The organism is Humiphilus diazotrophicus, from assembly GCF_059726315.1.
The window spans coordinates 265,968-286,548 of the sequence record NZ_AP040870.1 but is presented as its reverse complement, the minus strand read 5'-3'; the positions used below and the strand labels follow the sequence as shown (position 1 = coordinate 286,548).

14 protein-coding genes are annotated in these 20,581 nt (G+C 50.9%); 7 read left to right on the top strand and 7 right to left on the bottom strand.

Features of this window, described 5'->3' with window-relative positions:
• Positions 1–122 precede the first annotated feature (122 nt).
• Entirely contained in the window at positions 123–1,583 is a 1,461-nt protein-coding gene (locus AC6I7T_RS03025; RefSeq protein ID WP_497791819.1) for a catalase, read from the bottom strand.
• Between the two features lie 114 nt (positions 1,584–1,697).
• Between AC6I7T_RS03025 and AC6I7T_RS03020 the strand changes: the two genes are divergently transcribed.
• Both AC6I7T_RS03020 and AC6I7T_RS03015 read left to right on the top strand, forming a co-directional pair.
• Entirely contained in the window at positions 1,698–2,579 is an 882-nt protein-coding gene (locus AC6I7T_RS03020) for a LysR substrate-binding domain-containing protein (RefSeq protein ID WP_497791818.1), read from the top strand.
• Positions 2,580–2,873: 294 nt separating this feature from the next.
• Positions 2,874–5,669, top strand: a complete 2,796-nt coding sequence (locus AC6I7T_RS03015) for a putative Ig domain-containing protein (protein ID WP_497791817.1) — start codon at positions 2,874–2,876, stop codon at positions 5,667–5,669.
• A gap of 118 nt (positions 5,670–5,787) precedes the next feature.
• Here the strand turns inward: AC6I7T_RS03015 and AC6I7T_RS03010 are convergent, their stop codons facing one another.
• Complete coding sequence (locus tag AC6I7T_RS03010) at positions 5,788–6,225, bottom strand: hypothetical protein (RefSeq protein ID WP_497791816.1); 438 nt, start codon at positions 6,223–6,225, stop codon at positions 5,788–5,790.
• Between the two features lie 480 nt (positions 6,226–6,705).
• On the opposite strand from AC6I7T_RS03010, the gene AC6I7T_RS03005 reads away from it, so the two are divergent.
• On the top strand, positions 6,706–9,144 hold the full coding sequence (locus AC6I7T_RS03005; protein ID WP_497791815.1) for an Ig domain-containing protein: 2,439 nt from the start codon (positions 6,706–6,708) through the stop codon (positions 9,142–9,144).
• A 72-nt stretch (positions 9,145–9,216) separates the two neighbouring features.
• On the opposite strand, the gene AC6I7T_RS03000 is transcribed toward AC6I7T_RS03005, so the two are convergent.
• The 4 genes from AC6I7T_RS03000 to bamJ all read right to left on the bottom strand — a co-directional run bounded on the left by AC6I7T_RS03000 (position 9,217) and on the right by bamJ (position 13,644).
• Positions 9,217–9,762, bottom strand: coding sequence for a hypothetical protein (locus tag AC6I7T_RS03000; protein ID WP_497791813.1), 546 nt, complete (start codon positions 9,760–9,762; stop codon positions 9,217–9,219).
• 205 nt (positions 9,763–9,967) lie between these two features.
• A complete protein-coding gene (locus tag AC6I7T_RS02995; RefSeq protein WP_497791812.1) occupies positions 9,968–10,903 on the bottom strand; it encodes a GNAT family N-acetyltransferase in 936 nt (311 codons plus the stop codon).
• Between the two features lie 198 nt (positions 10,904–11,101).
• Positions 11,102–12,643, bottom strand: coding sequence for a protein adenylyltransferase SelO (locus tag AC6I7T_RS02990; RefSeq protein WP_497791811.1), 1,542 nt, complete (start codon positions 12,641–12,643; stop codon positions 11,102–11,104).
• Positions 12,644–12,759: 116 nt separating this feature from the next.
• A complete protein-coding gene (gene bamJ / locus AC6I7T_RS02985) occupies positions 12,760–13,644 on the bottom strand; it encodes a BamJ family beta-barrel-assembly machinery protein (RefSeq protein ID WP_497791810.1) in 885 nt (294 codons plus the stop codon).
• A gap of 135 nt (positions 13,645–13,779) precedes the next feature.
• On the opposite strand from bamJ, the gene AC6I7T_RS02980 reads away from it, so the two are divergent.
• The 3 genes from AC6I7T_RS02980 (at position 13,780) to pgi (ending at position 17,036) form a co-directional block, all read left to right on the top strand.
• Positions 13,780–14,394 carry a histidine phosphatase family protein gene (locus tag AC6I7T_RS02980; protein WP_497791809.1) on the top strand — a complete coding sequence of 205 codons (615 nt, stop codon included), beginning with the start codon at positions 13,780–13,782 and terminating at the stop codon, positions 14,392–14,394.
• Between the two features lie 183 nt (positions 14,395–14,577).
• Complete coding sequence (locus AC6I7T_RS02975; protein WP_497791808.1) at positions 14,578–15,336, top strand: ROK family protein; 759 nt, start codon at positions 14,578–14,580, stop codon at positions 15,334–15,336.
• Between the two features lie 35 nt (positions 15,337–15,371).
• A complete protein-coding gene (gene pgi / locus AC6I7T_RS02970) occupies positions 15,372–17,036 on the top strand; it encodes a glucose-6-phosphate isomerase (RefSeq protein ID WP_497791807.1) in 1,665 nt (554 codons plus the stop codon).
• Positions 17,037–17,141: 105 nt separating this feature from the next.
• On the opposite strand, the gene ruvX is transcribed toward pgi, so the two are convergent.
• Complete coding sequence (gene ruvX, locus AC6I7T_RS02965) at positions 17,142–17,576, bottom strand: Holliday junction resolvase RuvX (RefSeq protein ID WP_497791806.1); 435 nt, start codon at positions 17,574–17,576, stop codon at positions 17,142–17,144.
• Between the two features lie 177 nt (positions 17,577–17,753).
• On the opposite strand from ruvX, the gene AC6I7T_RS02960 reads away from it, so the two are divergent.
• On the top strand, positions 17,754–20,480 hold the full coding sequence (locus AC6I7T_RS02960) for a SpoIIE family protein phosphatase (protein WP_497791805.1): 2,727 nt from the start codon (positions 17,754–17,756) through the stop codon (positions 20,478–20,480).
• Positions 20,481–20,581 lie beyond the last annotated feature (101 nt).

Sequence of the window (20,581 nt, the reverse complement as noted above, 5' to 3'; positions counted from 1 at the left end):
AGAGCGTGAATTCGGAAACGACAAGATCAAACGTTTAAGTTGAGGTTTTTCCCAGCAAAACAAAACAGCCATCCGTTTGTGGATGGCTGTTTATAGAGGCTTTGCATTCTGAAAGGGCTTTTTTATTTCTCCAGGACTGGAACACTTCCTTTTGCTGCTAAAGCCTCTCGAACCCCGGTGCCGTATTTCGGATCGACTCTGTCGAAAAGCTCTAGTTGGCGATTCACGATGAACTCGGGAACACCTTGCATCGCATCGGCAATATTATTGAAAAGCCTCTCCTTCTGTCCGGAATCGAACAGCCGGAAAAGTGCTCTCGGTTGACTAAAGTCATCATTGCCTTCCCTATGATCGTAACGATCGGCATCCCCGCTAATCCGCAGTGGAGGCTCCGCTACATCTTTAGATTGCGTTGGTCCGCCGAAGCTATTGGGCTCGTAATAAGCATTGGGATTGCCGTTGTCATTCTGAAAGAAGCGCATAGCTCCGTCCTTGTGATAATGATGAACCGGGCATTTGGGTGCATTCACGGGCAGTGCTTCATAGTGGGTACCCAAACGATAGCGATGAGCATCGGCATAGGCGAAGATGCGGGCCTGGAGCATCTTGTCTGGACTGAATCCAATTCCAGGAACGATATTCGAGGGGCTGAAGGCAGCCTGCTCAATTTCGGCAAAGTAGTTCTGCGGATTGCGGTTCAGCTCGAGCTCTCCTACTCGAATCAATGGATAATCTGCATGCGGCCAGACCCTTGTGAGATCAAAAGGGTTGTAGGAGGTATTTTCTGCATCCAGCTCCGGCATGATCTGGACATACATCGTCCAACGGGGAAAATCAGCGCGTTCGATCGAATAGAAGAGATCTTCCTGATAGCTTTCGCGCGAACGTCCTATCACCTGGGCTGCTTCTTCGTTGGTATAAAAACGGTGACCTTGCTGGGTCTTGAAATGGAATTTAACCCAGTAACGTTCTCCCTGGTTGTTCCATAGGCTAAAGGTATGCGATCCATAGCCGTTCATAAACCGGGGGCTCGTCGGAATGCCGCGATCTGACATGAGAATCGTAACCTGGTGCAGACTCTCCGGACTTAACGACCAGAAATCCCACATGGCAGTGGTGCTTCGCATGTTGGTCTGAGGATGCCGCTTCTGCGTCCGGATGAAGTCAGGAAACTTGATGCCGTCACGGATAAAGAAGGTAGGAGTATTGTTTCCTACTACATCCCAGTTTCCTTCTTCGGTGTAAAACTTGATTGCAAAACCGCGGACATCGCGCTCTGCATCGGCGGCTCCTTGCTCTCCGGCGACAGTGGAAAAGCGAATCAGGAGATCGGTTTTCTTGCCTACTTCAAAGACCTTAGCGCGGGTATATCTGGTGATATCGTCCGTGATGGTGAGGGTTCCAAAAGCTCCCCAACCTTTGGCATGCACCACTCGCTCCGGAATCCGTTCGCGGTTCTGGTGAGCTAATTTTTCGATCAGCTGATAATCCTGGAGCAAGACAGGGCCACGGCTTCCAGCCGTCAAGCTGTTTTGATTGTCTGCAATCGGTGCTCCTGCCGTGGTGGTCAGGCGGTCGGTCATAGTATGTTCGCTCCTTTATATCCAGCAACTTTGCTGTCAACATGCTCAGACTATGGCTGCCAGGACGAAAGGTAAAATTGATTGTTTCTTCTATATCGATAGATAATAGCTATCGTGAATCTCCAAGATCTTCGCTACATTCTGGCGGTTGACGAGTACAGGCATTTTGGCAAGGCGGCGGACTCCTGCCATGTGAGTCAACCGACCCTCAGCAGCCAGGTGAGAAAACTGGAAGAGGAACTGGGAATACCCGTTTTCGAGCGGACCAACAAATCTGTGGCTCCTACCGAAGCAGGAGAGCGCATCCTGGAGCATGCCCGTCGGGCTTTGGATGAGGTCCGGCAGATGGAACAGGTTGCCCAGGCGTCGCGCGACCCCTTTTCGGGTCCATTCCGGTTGGGCGTGATTCCGACCCTGGCTCCGTATCTGATGCCCCTCATTCTGGCGCCATTGAGGAAAGATTATCCGCGAATGCCTATTGAGCTGTGGGAAGATCTGACTCACATTCTTCTAGAGATGGTGCGTTCGCGACGTCTCGATGCTGCATTGGTTGCTACGGAAGTTACGGCAGGGAATCTGACCTCTCTGGACCTTTTTGTAGAACCACTACTGGCGGCTTTGCCTCCCAACCATGCCTTAGTGGGAAGGGAAGTTGTCGAAGAGCATCTATTGGCCTCTGAGTTATTGGTGCTTGCGGACGGCCACTGCCTGGCGGCACAAACATTACAGGCCTGCGGAAGACGAAATCGTCAATCGAGTGGATTTCAAGCTGCAAATCTTGAGACTCTCGTAAATCTGGTCGCTTCGGGGTATGGTACGACTTTGGTCCCAGGCTTATCGGCTGGTGTCGTAAGTCAGCGTGGAGTGGTGCTACGTCCTGTGGCTGGAAAAGTATCGAGGACTATTCGCTTGGTAAGCCGCCCTGGATTTCCGCGTGTAGCTGCTCTACGAGCTTTCGAACAGGTGATTCGTAGACAAGTAGGGAACTTGACCTAAGCGAATTCTCGGCCGCAATTCATCTGGCTACCGCGATGAATGCATAAGTCCACACTTATATATTCAAGACGTCTCCGACTTATATGTGAAATATATTGCATATAATGTGCAAACGTATGCGCATATCCGGAACTATCGCATAATCAATAAAAAGGATCTATTATGACTGTGGTTAACCTTTTATTGTCCCTTCAGATACCTCACAACCGCACGAATGCAGTTAACCTTTAATCTTCATGACAGCACTGCTCTAAAAATGGCAGCATGCCATAGGCAGGAATCTAGGGCGCCCTTATGCCGCTAAGAAAAATACTGATTGCACTCCTTTTATTGATCCCCTCTCTCCAGACGTTTGGTTGTGGTGATAACACTACTGCTCATACCCCTACCCAGACTCCGTTAACAATTACAACTACTAGCTTGCCTGGCGGTGCTGTAGGTACCGCATACGCCACGGCTCTGACGGCAGTTGGAGGTCAGGTTCCGTATACATGGACGATTGCCAATGGCACGTTACCGACGGGATTCAGTCTCAGCTCCACAGGTGTACTATCCGGAACGCCGACCCAAAGCGGTAGCTACACTTTCACCGTCTCTGTAGCCGATTCTTCTACGTCCAAGCAGACGACCAGTCAATCTCTTACATTGGTGATCCAGCCCGCGACAACTTCTTCTCTCGCTATAACAACATCTTCGTTAGCGGCTGGAATTGTTGGCACGAGCTATTCGGCAACATTAGCGGCAACCGGAGGGCAGACTCCATACTCGTGGACAGTAACCAGCGGCGCGTTACCGGCCGGACTTACCTTGAGTACTGCAGGAGTCCTTTCCGGAATTCCTACGCAGAGCGGCAGCTATACCTTCACGATATCGGTTACGGACTCTTCAAGTACGCCACTGACCGCGGCAAAGATATTTACCTTAGTGGTTCAATCAGCTGCGTCTTCTCCCTTGACGATCACAACCTCGAGCCTGGCCTCCGGTACTGTTGGTACCTCCTATTCTCTGGCATTGGCCGCAACTGGGGGGCAGACTCCGTATACGTGGAGTGTGACTAGTGGGACATTGCCATCCGGTCTTACCTTGAGTGCTGCTGGCGTTCTGTCAGGTATGCCCACACAGAGCCTCAGCTCCACCTTTACTGTAACCGTCACAGATTCATCGGCGACTCCGCAGACCGCGAGCAAAGCATTCACTTTGTCGATTCAAAGTTCTACAACTCAGGGATTGACGATTACGACTACCTCTCTGCCGGCTGGCAGGGAAGGCACAGCGTATTCCAGCGCATTGGCCGCAACTGGGGGGCAGGTACCTTATACCTGGAGCCTTGGGTCTGGTTCCTTACCAAGTGGGATTACTCTTAGCTCTGCGGGAGTGCTTTCGGGGACTCCAACACAGAGCGGGATCTTCAGCTTTGCTGTCGTGGTAACCGATTCGAGTACTACCCAGCAGAAGGCGACAACTAGCCTGACGCTGCAAATCAATGCCGTCAGTACAACAACATGGTATGTGCGGCCCGATGGCGGGACTCGCTATTCCTCCAGTAAGACCTCGGGACAATGTAATGGCAAGGCTGATGCAGCTTACCCGGGAAGCGGAAAGAATCAGAACTGCGCTTTCAACGACTTCCGCTATCTCTATACGGACGGGACTACCAAAGCATGGGTAATCTCCGGCGGTGACACCGTGATCGTTCGTGGTGGCCCCTGGCGTGTTGGAGTGAACTCTAACCCTGTAGGAGATTTCGGCGATAACCTGGGCTACTACTACCTGGCATACAATCCACCAATTCCTTCCGGAACAGCGGATCAACATACCCGGATTCTGGGAGAGAATTACGCGAGTTGCAGTACCAGTCCGAAGACTCAGTTGTTTGGAGGGTGGGGCGTTTACGCAGATCTATATCTAATAGGATCGCAGTATGTCGATGTCCAATGCTTCGAACTCACCGATCATTCACAATGCTTAAACTGCAATGCTTCAAAGGATGATTTTGCAAAAAATGGCATTATGACGGATATCACCACGCAGAACATCTGGTTGCAGGATCTTGATATCCACGGACTCTCCGAGAATGGAATTAAGGGGATGATCGGTGGAACGGTGAATGTGAACAATGTGCGAATTGCCGGGAATCCTTTAGCAGGTTGGGAGTTCGACGATGGGAGCAAACAGAGCTCCACGAGTGCTGCGGTGAATGCGAGTCGCCTGACCGTGGAATGGAGCGGCTGCAACGAGGAGTATCCGATAACCCGCAACTATCCGGCAAACTCCTGTGCAGACGACAATTCGGGCGGGTATGGAGATGGGGTTGGAACGCCCGATACTCCTTTGAACTTCACCTGCGATCAGTGCCTCTTCCGCTACAACACACAGGACGGGCTTGATCTATATCACGTTTCGGGCTCGAATATCACGATTACGAATTCTGCCTCCTACGGCAATATGGGGCAGCAGTTTAAGACGGGGCCGATGCAAAATATCCTCTTCCAAAATAATCTGGCTGTAACGAATTGCAACCGATTATCTCAACCGATCGGGGATATTGCTGCTGGTTTCAACAGTAAGCTCGTAGATTATTGCCGTGCTAACGGAGACGGTATTCAAATGGCTTTAATCAACGGCGGAACTCTTCGCTTCGAGAACAACAGCATTGTTGGCTACTCAAACGTTACGCTGGACTTTCAGTGCGACAGCAATACCTGTAGCTCCAGCCAGTTGATCTTCCGTAATAATCTGCTGGTTGGATATTCCGATCCGAAATATAACAATGGGCAGTTGCCGGCGTTTTACTATTTCTCATCCGGTTTGAACTTCACCGAGCGGGATCACAACTTGATCTATAACCAGCTTAAGAATGGTGCCAACGATTGTGGATCTTATGCCGGTGAGCTTTGTTCCGATCCTAAGTTGGTTGGCGAACCATCAACTTTGACCGATGAGACGACGCTCGATAATTTCAACTTCAATCTAACTTCAGGAAGTCCTGCAAGAAACACAGGAACACCAATTACCGGGTTGACCGTTGACTACACCGGAATGACGAGGCCGAATCCTCCGAGCATCGGAGCCTATGAGTACCATCCCTAGGTTGTAAATGATTCTCTGAACAAAAATTTTTATCAGGCGGAGGAAGGGAAGTACCTTCGCCTGATAAAGTCGTACGTCCTAGAATATTTCCTGCCTGGGAAACAGACTTGCCAATCGGTTATTCACTCTCTGTTGAAACAACTATGTCCTGGTGCGCGTTACAATTCGTGGTCGGATTGTAGTAAGTTGTTCCAGACAGGTTTCCCTGAGTCGCTCGAAAGAGGAGTGTCCCGGCTTTTACTTTGTTCGGGAGTCCAGTAAAGCGGGCCCGTCCGTCGCTGTTTGTTCCTACTTCTAAATCCAACTTGCGCATTCCTGTAAAGCCATAAGCAACTCGTACAGCGACCTTGGCGTTATATACAGGTGCTCCTTTAGTATTTGTTACGCGAAATTCCACAGAGCATGGGCCGGCGTTTCCATCGATAACCGGAATTGGATTCGCTGCTGGAGACGATTGGCTATAAGTTAAAGTTCCTGTACCAAACAGCAAGACTCCCAAGGTCAGAGTGGGCATTAGTTTCCCAAACAACAAGTTCTTCTCCTCAGTTGAAATCACTTCTTAATTGTACGTCTCCTGCTTTTCCTGTTCCGGTTGTGCGCTCATTTGTGGCCAAACACTATACCGAATGGAATGGCCTCACCCGCTGATAAAAAGATTTTGCTACAGGGTAGAGAACTATATCCGATGTCGTTCGCATCTACACTGGGAGTCAACACGCCAGCACTATCGAGAGTCGACGCAGAATTGACGGTCGCAGGATTCTTTGTGGTATGGTTGATTAACTAGTAACAATAACGACAGGGACTCTTCGAGAAAAATCCCGCACAGAGTTGGATGTAGAGTTGTTATCCGCTGACGCTCGCCAACCGTCCTAAATAGATCAATTTTATTCTTTCTAATCACGCTTGTCCGCGCGAAAGCCACTGACAAGGGATGACTTCTGCCGAACTTGAAAGTCAATATTTCGGACGAGGTACTGGTATGTTTACGCGTAGGTGGATTACTATTTGGTTAATATTTGCTGCGATATTTCTCGTGGCAGATCGAGCTGAAGCAGCTACTGTTTCGGCGAGCTACACTTCTCCTACAATTTCCACCACAAGTCTTCCCTCCGGCCAATTTGGGGGAGTGTATAAGGCGGTTCTTCAGGCAGCGAGTGGTTATGCACCACTGAAGTGGAGCATAGCGTCTGGTTCTTTGCCTACAGGAATCAGCTTAACTACAGCGGGAGTCCTTTCCGGGATTCCCTTGACAAGCGGAAATTTCCCCATATCCGTGGCGGTTACAGATTCTGCAAAATATCCACGTACTGTAAGGAGGTCTCTGACCTTAAGTATTCAGAGTGCGCTACCGCTAGCTATTGCCACAACGAGTTTGCCTGTAGGCAAGATTGGAACGCCGTACTATGCGGAGTTTAGTGCCAAGAATGGCCACCAACCTTACAGGTGGTACCTGGCAGCTGGAACATTGCCCGCAGGAATAACCCTTAGTAAGGGCGGTGTGCTTTCGGGAACACCGACGCAGAGTGGCAACTTCAGCATTACGGTCTTGCTCTATGATGGGACAACGCCGCAGAGGACGCGAACAACATTCTCCTTGGGTATCCAGAGTTCATCGGCATCCCTTGCTATCAGAACCACAGGTTTGTCGAGTGGAACAGCGGGAACCGCATACAGTGCTACTTTGAGCGCAGGTGGCGGGCAAACTCCCTATAAGTGGAGTGTGACCTCCGGTTCCTTACCTTCGGGTCTGAGCTTAAGTTCTAGTGGAACTCTTTCGGGAACACCAACAAAGAGTGGTTCGTTCAACTTTGGAGTTTTGGTGACCGACTCCTCTTCGACAAAACAAGATGCTTCTGCAAGCCTCACTTTGCAGATTAATTCGCAATCAGGCGGTACTACCTGGTATGTTCGCCCCGATGGTGGCACGCGCTATTCGGCAAACAAGACGAATGGACAGTGCAATGGAAAAGCAGATAAGGCATATCCTGGCAGCGGTACAAACCAGAATTGTGCCTTTGACGATTTCCGTTATCTCTATACCGACGGCAAGGCTAAGGCCTGGGTAATTGCCGGAGGCGATACGGTCATTGTTCGTGGCGGCCCATGGCGTATCGGGCAAGATGCCAATGGCGGTGATTTCGGTAGCAATCTCGGAGATTCCTATCTCGCCTACAATCCTCCGATCCCGTCCGGAACCTCCAGCCGTCACACCCGGATTCTGGGTGAAAACTACGGTAGCTGCAGCACCAGTCCCAAGACTCAGCTGTTCGGTGGATGGGGCGTTTATGCCGATCTCTATATGATTGGCACGCAATATGTGGATGTTCAGTGCTTTGAATTGACTGATCATTCTCAGTGCCAAAACTGCATCTATGGTTCGGATGACTACGCCAGAAATGGCATCATGACCGACATCACTACAAAGAACATCTGGCTCCAGGATTTGAACATCCATGGTTTCGCTAATAACGGAATCCAGGGAATGATCGGAGGAACTGTCACTGTCAACAATGTACGCATTGCGACGAATCCATTGGCAGGTTGGGAGTTTGACGATGGCAGTGGACAATCGTCGAGTAGCGCTGGTGTCAACGCCAGCCATCTGACTGTCGAATGGAACGGATGCACGGAAGAGTATCCAATTGCGCACAACTATCCGGCAACAGCATGCCAGGATGACAACTCTGGCGGCTATGGAGACGGAGTTGGAACACCGGATACGGCACTCAACTTCACTTGTGATCACTGCCTCTTCCGCTATAACACGCAGGATGGACTGGATCTTTTACATGTAACAGGCTCGAAGATTTCAGTTACCAACTCGTCGTCTTACGGAAACATGGGGCAACAGTACAAGCTGGGCCCGATGACCAATATCGTGTTCCAGAACAATGTAGCGGTAACGAACTGCAATCGATTGTCAGCGCCAATTGGGGATATTTCGCCTCAATTTAATGCTTCGCTTTCCGATTATTGCCGCGCAAACGGTGATGGAATCACGATGGCGATTCAAGATGGAGGTACCCTGCATTTCGAAAATAACAGTATCGTAGGGTATTCGAATGTGACCCTCGATATGCAGTGCGGGAGCAACAGCTGCAGTTCGAGCCAGCTGATCTACCGTAACAACCTTATGCTCGGCTATGCCGATCCGAATTACAACGGAGGGCAGCCACCGGCCTTCGCCTACCTCTCATCTGGATTGAACTTTACTCAGAGGGATCACAATCTGATCTACAACGAGAGAAACAGCGGGTGTCCTTCAACGGGATATTCCAATGAGCTTTGCGGAGATCCTAAGTTCGAGAACGAACCGGCCAAGATCTCCAGCGAATCGACACTGGATAATTTCGACTTCAAGCTCACTTCGGGCAGTCCGGCGAAGGGTGCAGGAGTTTCGATTACCGGGGAAACAACGGACATTGTAGGTGCTGCGAGGACCAATCCTCCAAGCATTGGTGCCTACCAATAAAACTAATATGCTCGGGACGTTCTTTATAGAAGTGTGTAAAGGATGTCCCGAGACATTTATTGAAAACCCACTTTAAGTCCAATCGGACTGCAACTCATCCTGTATAGACGTAAGAGGAAAGGTAAAGCGCTCAAAGATCTCTTGCCAAAGAGGAAGTGCTCTTCTGCTAGCGGCGCTTTGCAATGTTTCACGGAGCCAATTCTCGAATTCTTTTACTTCGGAGCTGTAGCCACGGGCCACTTCGGCGAAAAAGATGATGATGGCCATAGTCGCCAAATGAGAATTTAGCTGCGCGAGGGGTTTTGATCCTGCGGCCCAGTGCAGAAGGGCACGGGCTGGATTTTGTCCCGCAAAGTGATCGGAGGCTGCATGTCCTACTAAATAGGGGTAGTCTCCACGTGACACTCCCGCGCAGAACACATGGCACTCCCACTCAAGCGCTCCACGGCGAACTTTCACTGGCGAATTCCATTGCCGCAGACAGTCGTTGACCTCCGTCAGAATCTGATCACGTAGAGTTGCAACTGCATCTGCATTCTCACGTGCAGATGCCATTTTCACTTTTGCTAACCATTGGTTGGCGTAGCTGTTCAATATGTAGCGTTCAATGTCAGACATGGGAACTCCCTACGAAAAAACACTTCCGAGTCCTGCTTATTCCGCGGGAGGGTAGAGCAAGTATTTGGGGGATCGGGCAACTAAAAAAAAGACGGTGGGGAATGATACAGGTAGCGGCAGAACGCAGCACTTACGGAGCTATGTGTTGGGATTAAACGACTTGCTAGATATACAGAATATCTGTTATCAGACATTAGGTGTTCTGCTAGAGACTCATACGTACGCCGAGGAGATCGAGGTCCGCTGTGGTCATTTCAAAGCGTGCGGCAAGTTGAGACCGGGTGATCTTGGGATGGTCGGCCCAATATGCTTCAATATTTTCTTTGGTCCTTGGCATATCGCTACGCGGACCGCTTACTAGCTCATGGGCAGTAATGCCGTGTTCCTGCCACGCCTTATCAGACAAGCTCGAAGATCCAGACGGATACCACATCCCGCCATGCTGTCCGCTGTAGATTTTGGCCGCTCTGATGTCTCTTTGGTTCTGTGATCGCTGGATGATTTGACTTCCACGAAGATTGGCAACCATGCGCTGCAATGTCGGTGGATTCGATTGCCGCACCATTAAAGAATTTCCGCGTTCGGAGGCTCCTGCTGTTTTGAAGCCAAGTTTTTGATACATCCCGACTAGTGCCTGATTGGAGATACTTCCTGTTCCAGGCCGCACCTCCAACTCCGTTAGGCGGCTACCCATCCGATAAGCGCTTTCTGTAGCCGCTTTCATCAACATTGTGGCTACTCCATGACGGCGATGCGACTGAGCCACCTCAAGGTCAGAGATGAATGCCTTACCTGCCTGCGGATAATGAATTTCGACAGAGCCTACTGGTAGCGGTGAGCCTTTTACTTTTACCTGAATCTGCTGCCGCCCGCTGCCCCAGACAGGACGGCTCAACTCATATTGTGCTTGAGGTTGAATGGAGCTTGGGTTTGCCATTCGTGGCGTCAGGGGTGGATTTGTGAGGATACGCTTTTCTTGAGGATTGTAAATAGGAGGAGCTGAACGGATTGGCGCGGTTTTAGCCGCTGGCTTTAACTGCACACCTGCCTGTCCTGGCTGCTGTGGTCTGTATACCGGTGGCGCTACGGCCTGCGGCGAGATCGGCCGATAAACCGGTGGCGTTTTGGGGAGAACGCTCACGACAGGCCGATTATACCCCGCAAACCTTCAGCGGCTCGCTCTTTTCTGGAGAAATTTAAAGCAGAAATGCTTATCACCCTCGTCTTCTCTGGTCGCCGTCGGCAGTGTAGTCTCCCCAGTGATTACAAATGTCATCGGCGGCATGAGACCCGAATGTGAAAGATTTGAGCTGTTTCCACCGAGTATCCCGGATGAGAGTTAAGTTCCACAGAAGGTGTGTACGACACGTTGTTCCGGTTGTGCAGGAATTGCGTATTTTTCTAGTCCTGGCCTGTCTTCAAATGGACGTGTCACAACCTCAAGCAGCTCTTCAAATGGTTGAAAATCTCCTTGTTCGATTGCTGACTTCAACGCTGCTTCAACGATATGGTTGCGTGGTATGAACGCCGGATTGGCCTGCTTCATTACAGCGATTCTTGCATCATTGTGGGTTGCTTCTTCTTCGAGACGTTGACGCCAACCGAGTGCCCAACGATCATAAGCGGCGGGATCTGAGAAGAGTTTTCGAACTTCGGCATCGTTTTTGGGATCGATGGCGGCATAGCACAGGCGGCGGAAGGTCAAGGTAAAATCGGCTTCGTTGGCGGCCATCCGTTGCAGTAGATCTTGGGCTAAGGATGAATCGCTTTCCTTCTCAGTCAACAAGCCAAGCTTTCGCCGCAAGCCTGCAAGATAAGCTGCTTCAAATTGAGGATCAAAGGCCGAGAGCGCTTGCTTGGCCGATTCCAATGCTGCTTCTGCATTTCCCTCCTCCTGCTCCATGAGTGGCAGCAATGTTTCCGCAAACCTCGCCAGGTTCCAAAGTGCAATTCCGGGCTGGTTGCCGTATGCATATCTTCCAAATCTATCGATGAAGCTGAAAACTGTTGCCGGATTGTACGCTTCCATAAATGCGCAGGGACCGTAATCGATAGTTTCGCCCGAGATGGCGGTGTTATCGGTATTCATCACGCCGTGGATGAAGCCGAGCAGCATCCAGTGAGCAATCAACTGCGCTTGTTTGGCGATTACTTTGTCCAGCAATGCACGATAAGGATGCTGTTCCTTTGCCGCCTCTGGATAATGCCGGGAGATCGTATAGTCCGCAAGAATCCGTGTTCCGTCGACATCTTCGCGAGCCGCAAAGTACTCGAAGGTTCCAACCCGCAAATGACTCGATGCGACTCTGGTCAGAATGGCTCCGGGAAGAACTGTTTCTCTCAGAACCGATTCTCCGGTGAGAACTGCGGCGAGAGTCCTGGTAGTCGGAACTCCCATCGCCGCCATTGCCTCACTGACTATGTATTCGCGCAAGACGGGGCCGAGTGCAGCACGGCCATCACCCCGTCGGGAAAAGGGCGTAGGACCGGATCCTTTCAGTTGGATGTCATAGCGATTTCCATTCAGACCTACCACCTCGCCCAGCAGATTGGCACGACCATCGCCAAGGGAGGATACGAATTGCCCAAACTGGTGTCCGGCATATGCGATTGCCAGTGGCTCAGAACCTTCGGCTACACGGTTCCCGGACAGGATCTCGACGCCTTCCCTGCTCGCTAAAAACTTTGGATCCAGGCCCAGGGCTTCGGCCAGCGTTTCGTTGATTTTGATCAATCGTGGGGAACTCACCGGAACTGGGGCGACTCTTGCGTAGAAACGCTCAGGCAGCCGGGCATAGGTGTTTTCGAAGCTGAGAGAAATAGGGTTGTTACCAGCATTGGGCGAGGAGGAATCGATCAGGGAAAGATCCGGGGAATTCATTCTCTATTCGATGCATAGAGTGTGTTTTCGCTCCACTTTCGAGAGAGAGCTGAACCCCTGGCGAGGAGTCAACTTGTGTTGACTCCTCGCCGATTAGTTCAAAAAGGAGTTTCGTCCTACTTGTTGGTTGATTGGGGTTGGCTGGAGGGCTGAGCCGCAGGCTGTCCAGCTGGTTGTGCAGGCTTATCATCTTGGATAGATACCAGTTCAACTTCAAAAATAAGCGTAGAACCGGGACCAATGGGACCTTGTCCGCGATCTCCGTAGGCCAGCTCCGAAGGAATGAATAGCTGCCATTTAGAGCCGACAGGCATAAGCTGAAGCGCTTCAGTCCATCCCTTGATAACCTGACCGACGCCAAAGGTCGCAGGTTGACCTCTCTTATACGAACTATCAAATTCCGTGTTGTCTAGGAGGGTGCCGCGGTAGTTGCAGACCACCGTATCGGATGCCTTCGGTTTAGCCCCAGTTCCCTCTTTTAAGATCTTGTATTGCAGTCCGCTGGGTAGGGTGACTACGCCTTCCTTGGCCTTGTTTGCGGCAAGAAATGCTTGACCGTCTTTCTTATTCTTATCTGCCAGCTCCTGACGCTGCTGGTCCATCTTCTTCTGAACCTCGGTCTGGAGGGCGATCATGGTCGATCTGATTTCGTCATCTGTTAACAGTGACTTGCGATCAGCCAAGGCATCCTGCATTCCCTGCAGAAAGATCTGTGGATCGATATCCACAGAGTCACGGTGCAGTCCTTTACCGATATTTAATCCGATGGCGTAGCTTTGCTTGTCTTTTTGAGTCGTTAACACTAGAGGTTTCGTTTCTGTCTTCGTTGTCTTGGAAGTCTTAGAAGTAGTTGTCTTGGCCGTCGTTGCAGCTTTAGGCCGGGGCTTTGCAGCTGTTGAAGCCTTTGGAGTAGCCGAGGGCGTCTGCTGTGCACTTGCGTTGCCCGCCAGGATGAAACCTGCGAGCAAAAACACAGTTCCTATCGAGAGGTATTTCTGCATGACAATATGCTCGCATTGGAAGGCTATATTCTCAACAGACAATACCCTCCGAATGCTCTCTTTCTTCTTTCTCTCTTCAGAATGTTGAAATTATTCCTGTGGAACCGATAACCAGAATTCTCCATCTGAACGTATATGAGCGATGAACTTCCCCTTATTTATCTGGTCCGACATGGCGAAACAGCATGGTCCCTCAGCGGACAGCATACCGGGCTGACCGATCTGCCTCTGACAGAGCGAGGCGAACAAAATGCCCGTTGTCTTGGTGAGCGTTTGGGCGGCCTGTTTTTCCCCCGTGTTTTTACCAGCCCCTTGCGTCGTGCCTCGCGAACCTGTGAATTGGCCGGCTTTGGTTCTGCAGCAGAAGTAGACCCAGACCTGCGTGAATGGAATTACGGGGAGTATGAGGGGCTTCGCAGTGACGAAATTCTGGCCAAGAGACCGGGTTGGGAGCTCTTTCGGGATGGTTGCCCAGGTGGCGAGAACAGTGAACAAGTGGCAACTCGGGCCGACAACGTCATAAAACGTCTCAGGGAGAGGCCGGAACCGGCGATTCTCTTCTCCAGTGGACATTTTTTAAGAGTTCTTGGTGCTCGTTGGCTAGGGTTTGAGCCTGCTGCCGGAAGAAATTTGGTGCTCGGTACAGCCAGCCTTAGCAAAGTGGGCTATGAACATAATCTGAATCAGCCTGTGCTTCGTCTATGGAACGACACAAGTCATCTGGATGCAGGTAAACCCCGGGAAATATAGCAGAGAAATATGCATAGCCGATCCACTCCTGTTCTATGCAGTAACCACTCTGGATCAAAGCGGCAGGTACGATTCTCGATGCTTATATAAACTGTCCTGTAGTCAATTTATACCCGGCGTCAGGTGTTGAAATAACGCAGGGTGAATTGCAGTGACGTTTGAGCTCAAGGAGAGTACAGCCTGATGAGGGCCAGAGTTACCGTTTCCGGAAAAATCATTCGTAAATCTCAGGGAGAGGGAAAGAAGTCTCGAAGCAATCCTCTGAGAGTACTTGTCGTAGACATTGGCGGGACCCACATCAAGATTCTTGCAAGCGGCGAGGATGCACCGCGGAAGTTCCCTTCCGGACCCAAGATGCCTCCGGAACAGATCATCGCAGGGGCTAAAGAACTCGCACAGGACTGGAAGTACGATGTCGTGACGATTGGGTACCCGGGACCAGTTCAGCATGGGCGTCCTTTGATGGATCCTTCGAACTTGGCCCCGGGATGGATGGAGATCGATTTCGATAAGGTCTTTGACCGTCCCTCGAAGTTAATAAACGACGCAGCCATGCAAGCGCTTGGCAGTTACAGAGGAGGAAAGATGCTTTTCCTCGGCTTCGGCACAGGACTCGGCTCGGCCATGGTGATCGACGGCACCGTTGTTCCTCTGGAACTGGGACACCTCCCCTATAAGAAGGGCATATACGAAGACTATGTTGGACTGCGCGGCATAGAGAAGCGTGGCAAAAAGAAATGGGAGCGTCACGTAAAAGAGATTGTCGGACATCTGACAGCCGCCCTGTTACCGGAAGACGTTGTTCTGGGTGGGGGCAATGTCAAAAAGCTTAAAGAACTGCCTCAGGGATGTCGTGTTGGCGACAATGCCAACGCCTTTCTGGGAGGGTTTCGTCTTTGGGAGAAGTACGAGCATACGCCCGACTTGCTTCCTGAACCATAGATTCCCAAATTGCTCAACACGGAAGGAATAGAGAAATGGCGACAAATGTAGAGACACTCAAAAATGTTTCGAGTGTAGAACCGCTGCCAAAACGGAAGGCCTGGCAGGCTCTCCAATCCCACTACGAAAAGGTGAAGAACCTTCATCTGCGGGATCTGTTTGAGAAAGAGCCAAAGCGCGGTGAAACGATGACTCTCGAAGCTGCCGGCCTCTTCCTGGATTATTCGAAAAATCGGATTACGGAGGAGACCCTCAAGCTTCTGGTCGACCTTGCCGAAGAATCGGGACTTCGGGCTCGAATCGACGCTATGTTCCGCGGTGAGAAGATCAACATCACTGAAAATCGCGCCGTTCTGCATGTTGCGCTGCGTGCTCCCAAAGGGACGAAGATCTTGGTCGACGGTGAGGATGTTGTGCCTCATGTACATGCCGTTCTTGACAGCATGACGGGCTTCGCCAATCGCGTTCGCAGCGGTGAGTGGAAGGGGCATACAGGCAAGCGCATTCGGAACATTGTCAACATCGGCATTGGTGGATCGGACCTTGGCCCGGTAATGGCCTACGAAGCGCTTAAGCACTACACTGATCGCGGCCTGACCTTCCGTTTTGTCTCCAATATTGATGGAACCGATTTTGCAGAAGCTGTTCAGGATCTTGATCCTGCAGAGACGCTCTTTATCGTTTCTTCAAAGACCTTCACAACTCTCGAGACGATGACCAACGCTCATACGGCTAGGGCGTGGTCGGTGAAGGGCTTGGGAGGCGATGAAAAGTCAGTCGGCAAGCATTTCGTTGCAGTCTCGACAAATGCTAAGGAAGTTTCGAAGTTCGGCATCGACACAGCTAACATGTTCGGCTTTTGGGATTGGGTTGGCGGACGTTATTCGATGGATTCTGCCATCGGCTTGTCGACCATGCTGGCTATCGGACCGGAGAATTTCCGTGCACTCTTGAAGGGCTTCCATGAAATGGACGAGCACTTCCGGACTGCTCCGTTTGAACAGAATCTTCCTGTCCTTCTGGGCTTGTTGGGCATCTGGTACGCCGACTTCTTCGGTGCCTCAACCATTGCTGTTCTTCCCTACGATCAGTATCTGAAGCGGTTCCCTGCTTACCTGCAACAGCTGACGATGGAAAGCAACGGTAAATACATCACCTTGAATGGCGAGAAGGTTTCCTATCCGACTGGACCAATCTATTGGGGCGAACCTGGAACAAACGGTCAGCACTCCTTCTACCAGCTGATCCATCAAGGAACGCACCTGATTCCTTGCGATTTTGTGGCTTTTGCTAAGTCGCTCAATCCTCTGGGCCGTCATCATGACATGCTGATGGCGAACGTCTTCGCACAGAGCGAAGCGTTGGCCTTCGGAAAGACTCCTGAGCAGGTCAAGGCCGAAGGTACAGCCGATTGGCTTGTTCCCCATCGGACCTTCGAAGGCAATCGTCCGTCGAATACGATTCTTGCCGAGGATTTGACACCGGAGATTCTAGGTAAGCTGGTTGCTCTTTACGAGCACAGTGTCTTTACCCAGGGAGTCATTTGGCAGATCAACTCTTTCGACCAGTGGGGTGTGGAGTTGGGTAAGGCATTGGCTCAGCGCATTATCCCTGAACTCGAAAGCCAGGGGGAACCATCTCTCGGGCACGATAGCTCTACCAATAACCTGATTCGCCATTATCGGAAGATCAAGAAGTAAGCTATCAGACACACATACGGATGAAGTAATGTCGGTCTTTTCAGCAGGAGAGGTTTTCCTGCTGGAAAGACTGGTTATCGCGAAGAGATCTACTCCTAAACTGCTTCAGGAGCCCACCGAGCGTTCCCTTGCTTCCATCCATCCCCGCAGAATCACAACAGCTGCTACTTGATCGATGACATCTTTCCGGTTGCGCCGGTCATATCCTGCCTCATCCAGAATCTCTTCAGCTTCAACTGAGGTCAATCGCTCATCCCACAAATGTACAGGGAGATTGGAACGCTGATGCAACTCTTCCGCAAATCTCTGCACTTTAGCAGCCCAAGGACTCACTTCTCCAGAAAGATAAAGAGGATTACCGACTACTATTTCTTTTACTTCGTGCTTCCGGATTAAGCGCAACAGACTACGCAGGTCTTCTCCCGGGCTTTTACGCCATAGCGTCAGCAATGGCTGTGCCGTATATCCCAGCGGGTCAGAGAGTGCTACTCCTACGCGCACTTTTCCCACGTCCAGTCCCATTACTCGCCCTGATCCCATTGATGCTCCGTTCATATGCCCAGTTCTTCTGGAACACGTTCGTTTATTGTATCGAGATGTAGCGGGCTATAACTGGTGTGAGGTGTTTTGCCTCGATTTCCACGCATGAAAAGATAATCCAGAGCTAAACTTATGCGATGCAGCATCGTACCTTCATAAGGTGCGATGGAGGAAGGGATGGAATTGGAACGTCAGTCTCAAAAGGATGAGACTCCTTCCCGAAGCAGTGCTCGATTTCTGAAGACGCTTCTGGCGGATTGTCGGAAGATTCTCTCATTCAGCCAGTCCCAAAAGAATGCCAAGGTAGATGTGAAATCTTCTGCACGTAGTACGCGAAGCATACTCTCCCTTCGCAAGGCATTGCGCTTTAGCTCTGCTTACCTTGTGACCTTTCTTTTTGCGTTGCTGCAATATTGGTTCTGGCCCCAGATTCGACCCTTTTCCTGGTTCTTTTTCTATCCTGCAGTTTTTGTCAGCTCGTGGATTGGAGGTCTCTGGCCGGGAATTGTCTCAACGTTTATCGGGGCTCTGCTTGTCTGGTGGAAGTTTATTTCGCTGGAACACCAATTGGGCAAAGATCTCCGTTATTTGGTTTCGGCTTTCATGTATGTGAGCATGGGCGTCTTGCTCTCTCTGATTCAAGAGCGTTTGCGGCGTGCGAATCGCGAAGCCAAAGTGGCCTTATCCGCTGCTCGCATTGCTGGATCAAAGGCTCGTGAGACTAAAGAGCAACTATCCCGTCTTTTTGAGCAAGCTTCCGACGGCATTTTTGTTGCCGATACGAGCGGCCGGATTACATCGGTGAATCAAGCCGGCTGCCGTATGCTGGGATATTCCTGCAGCGACGTACAGGGAAAATCTATCTTCGAGCTCATCGCGCTTTCCGATGTTCCCCGCCTGCAGCAGGCTGCAGCTCAAATGCTGGAGGGAAAGACCCAGATCACAGAGTGGTCTTTACGTCGCAGAGACGGTACTTATTTGCCTGTAGAAGTCAGCTCTAGAATCCTTCCCGATGGCCGCTGGCAGAGCTTTGTCCGCGATATGACTGAGCTGAAAGACGCACGGGAGATGTTGCTTCAAAGCTATCGGGCAAATCGTGCTCTGAGCCGGTGCAACCAGGCCTTGATTCGGGCTACGGATCAAACCTCGCTATTACAGCAGATATGCGAAATCGTAGTGCAGGAGGCCGGCTACCTGCTGTGCTGGGTTGGACGTGCCGAACACGATGATTTCAAATCGGTCAAAGTGATTGCGCAGGCAGGACGCGAGGCTGGCTATCTGGACGGATTAGTTCTTTCCTGGGAGGATAGCGAACGCGGACGCGGTCCCACCGGCACCTGTATCCGTACTGGTAAGACATCCATTATCAAATCCATGGCAACGGACTCTCGCGTATTCCAATGGCGTGATGCAGCTCTGGAGCGCGGTTATGCCTCGAGCATTGCAATTCCCCTTTTTATCGGGGTGGATTCGGATACTGAAATCTTTGGAGCTCTAAATATCTATGCCGCGGAGCCGGATGCTTTCGATGCAGAAGAACTTCAGTTGTTGACGGAATTAGCTAACGATCTCTCTTTCGGCATCACTACGCTGCGCACGCGAGCCGAGCGCGCAAAAGCGGAGGCAGAAGTCCGAGCGTTGAATGCGGATCTGGAGAAACGTGTTATCGCTCGAACTGCCGAGCTGGCAGAGGCACGAGAGCGAGAAGCAGCTATCGGTAATCGAATTCAGCAAACTCTATTGCTTGACCCGCCTCCGATGGATGTCCCAGGACTCCGTATCGCTGCCTTGTCCATTCCTACGGAACGGATTGATGGAGATTTTTATATCTTTATCAAGCACCATCAGGGAGATCTGGATGTAATCGTTGGCGATGTAATGGGTAAAGGGACCCCCGCCGCATTATTGGGTGCAGCGACTAAAGCTCACTTTCTAAAGGCACTCAGCCATCTGATGGCCTTGCCGAGGGAAAACGGTCTTCCTGAGCCACGAGAAGTTGTTATGCTTGCCCATGCCCAGATCGTACGCCAGCTGATTGATCTGGAAAGCTTTGTTACTCTCTGCTATGCCCGCATAAACGTGGAGAGGCAGGAGCTTCAAATTGTCGATTGCGGGCACACGGGAGTTCTTCAGTTCCAGGCAAGAACGAAATGCGCGAAAATGCTTCACGGCAGCAATTTGCCTCTCGGTGTACGCGAGAGCGAGATCCACGAGCAGATTTCTGTATCTTTTGCACCAGGCGATCTTTTGCTCCTCTTTTCGGATGGCATTACTGAGGCACGGGATCAGAACGACGAACCCTTTGGAATGGAACGGCTGGAAGAGCTCGTAAGCGCAAATGCTCATCTGGACTCTTCGGAAATCGTTGAAGTTATTCGCAAGGCGGTATTAGACTTCTCAGGCACTGGACGCATCGATGATGATTTGACCAGTGTGTGTATCAGGATTGAGGAGATGGAAATCCCCATTGCTCACGCAGAGAAAGAAATTCAGAGCGATCTTCGGCTGCTGTCTGAAGTGCGGGAATTCGTGCGTACCTTCTGTTCCAGCTTGCCCGTTGAAATGATGCATAACGACGATATCGATGCGCTGGAACTGGCAGTGCATGAAGCTGCTTCCAACATTATGGAGCATGCCTATCATGGGCGGACCGATCAGAGAATCGATCTCGAAGGGCAGGCATATCCCGATAAGGTCTCTATTATGCTTTATCACCTGGGAGAAACCTTCGACCCTACAATAGTGCCTTCACCGGTGCTCGACGGTACGCAGGAGTCGGGATTCGGGTTATACCTGATGTCCTTATGTGTGAATGAAGTCCGCTACTTCCGGGACGAGCGTGGACGGAATGGAGTTGTATTAACGAAACTGCTGCCGAATCCCACCGTTCTAGAGACTCGGTAGATGCAGAACGTCTTGATCTTTAAGCCTTGCAAATTTTCTTCATGACTGAATTCCTGAAGAGATACTTTCGTCTCCATAATGTACAAACTTCAGACCTCATC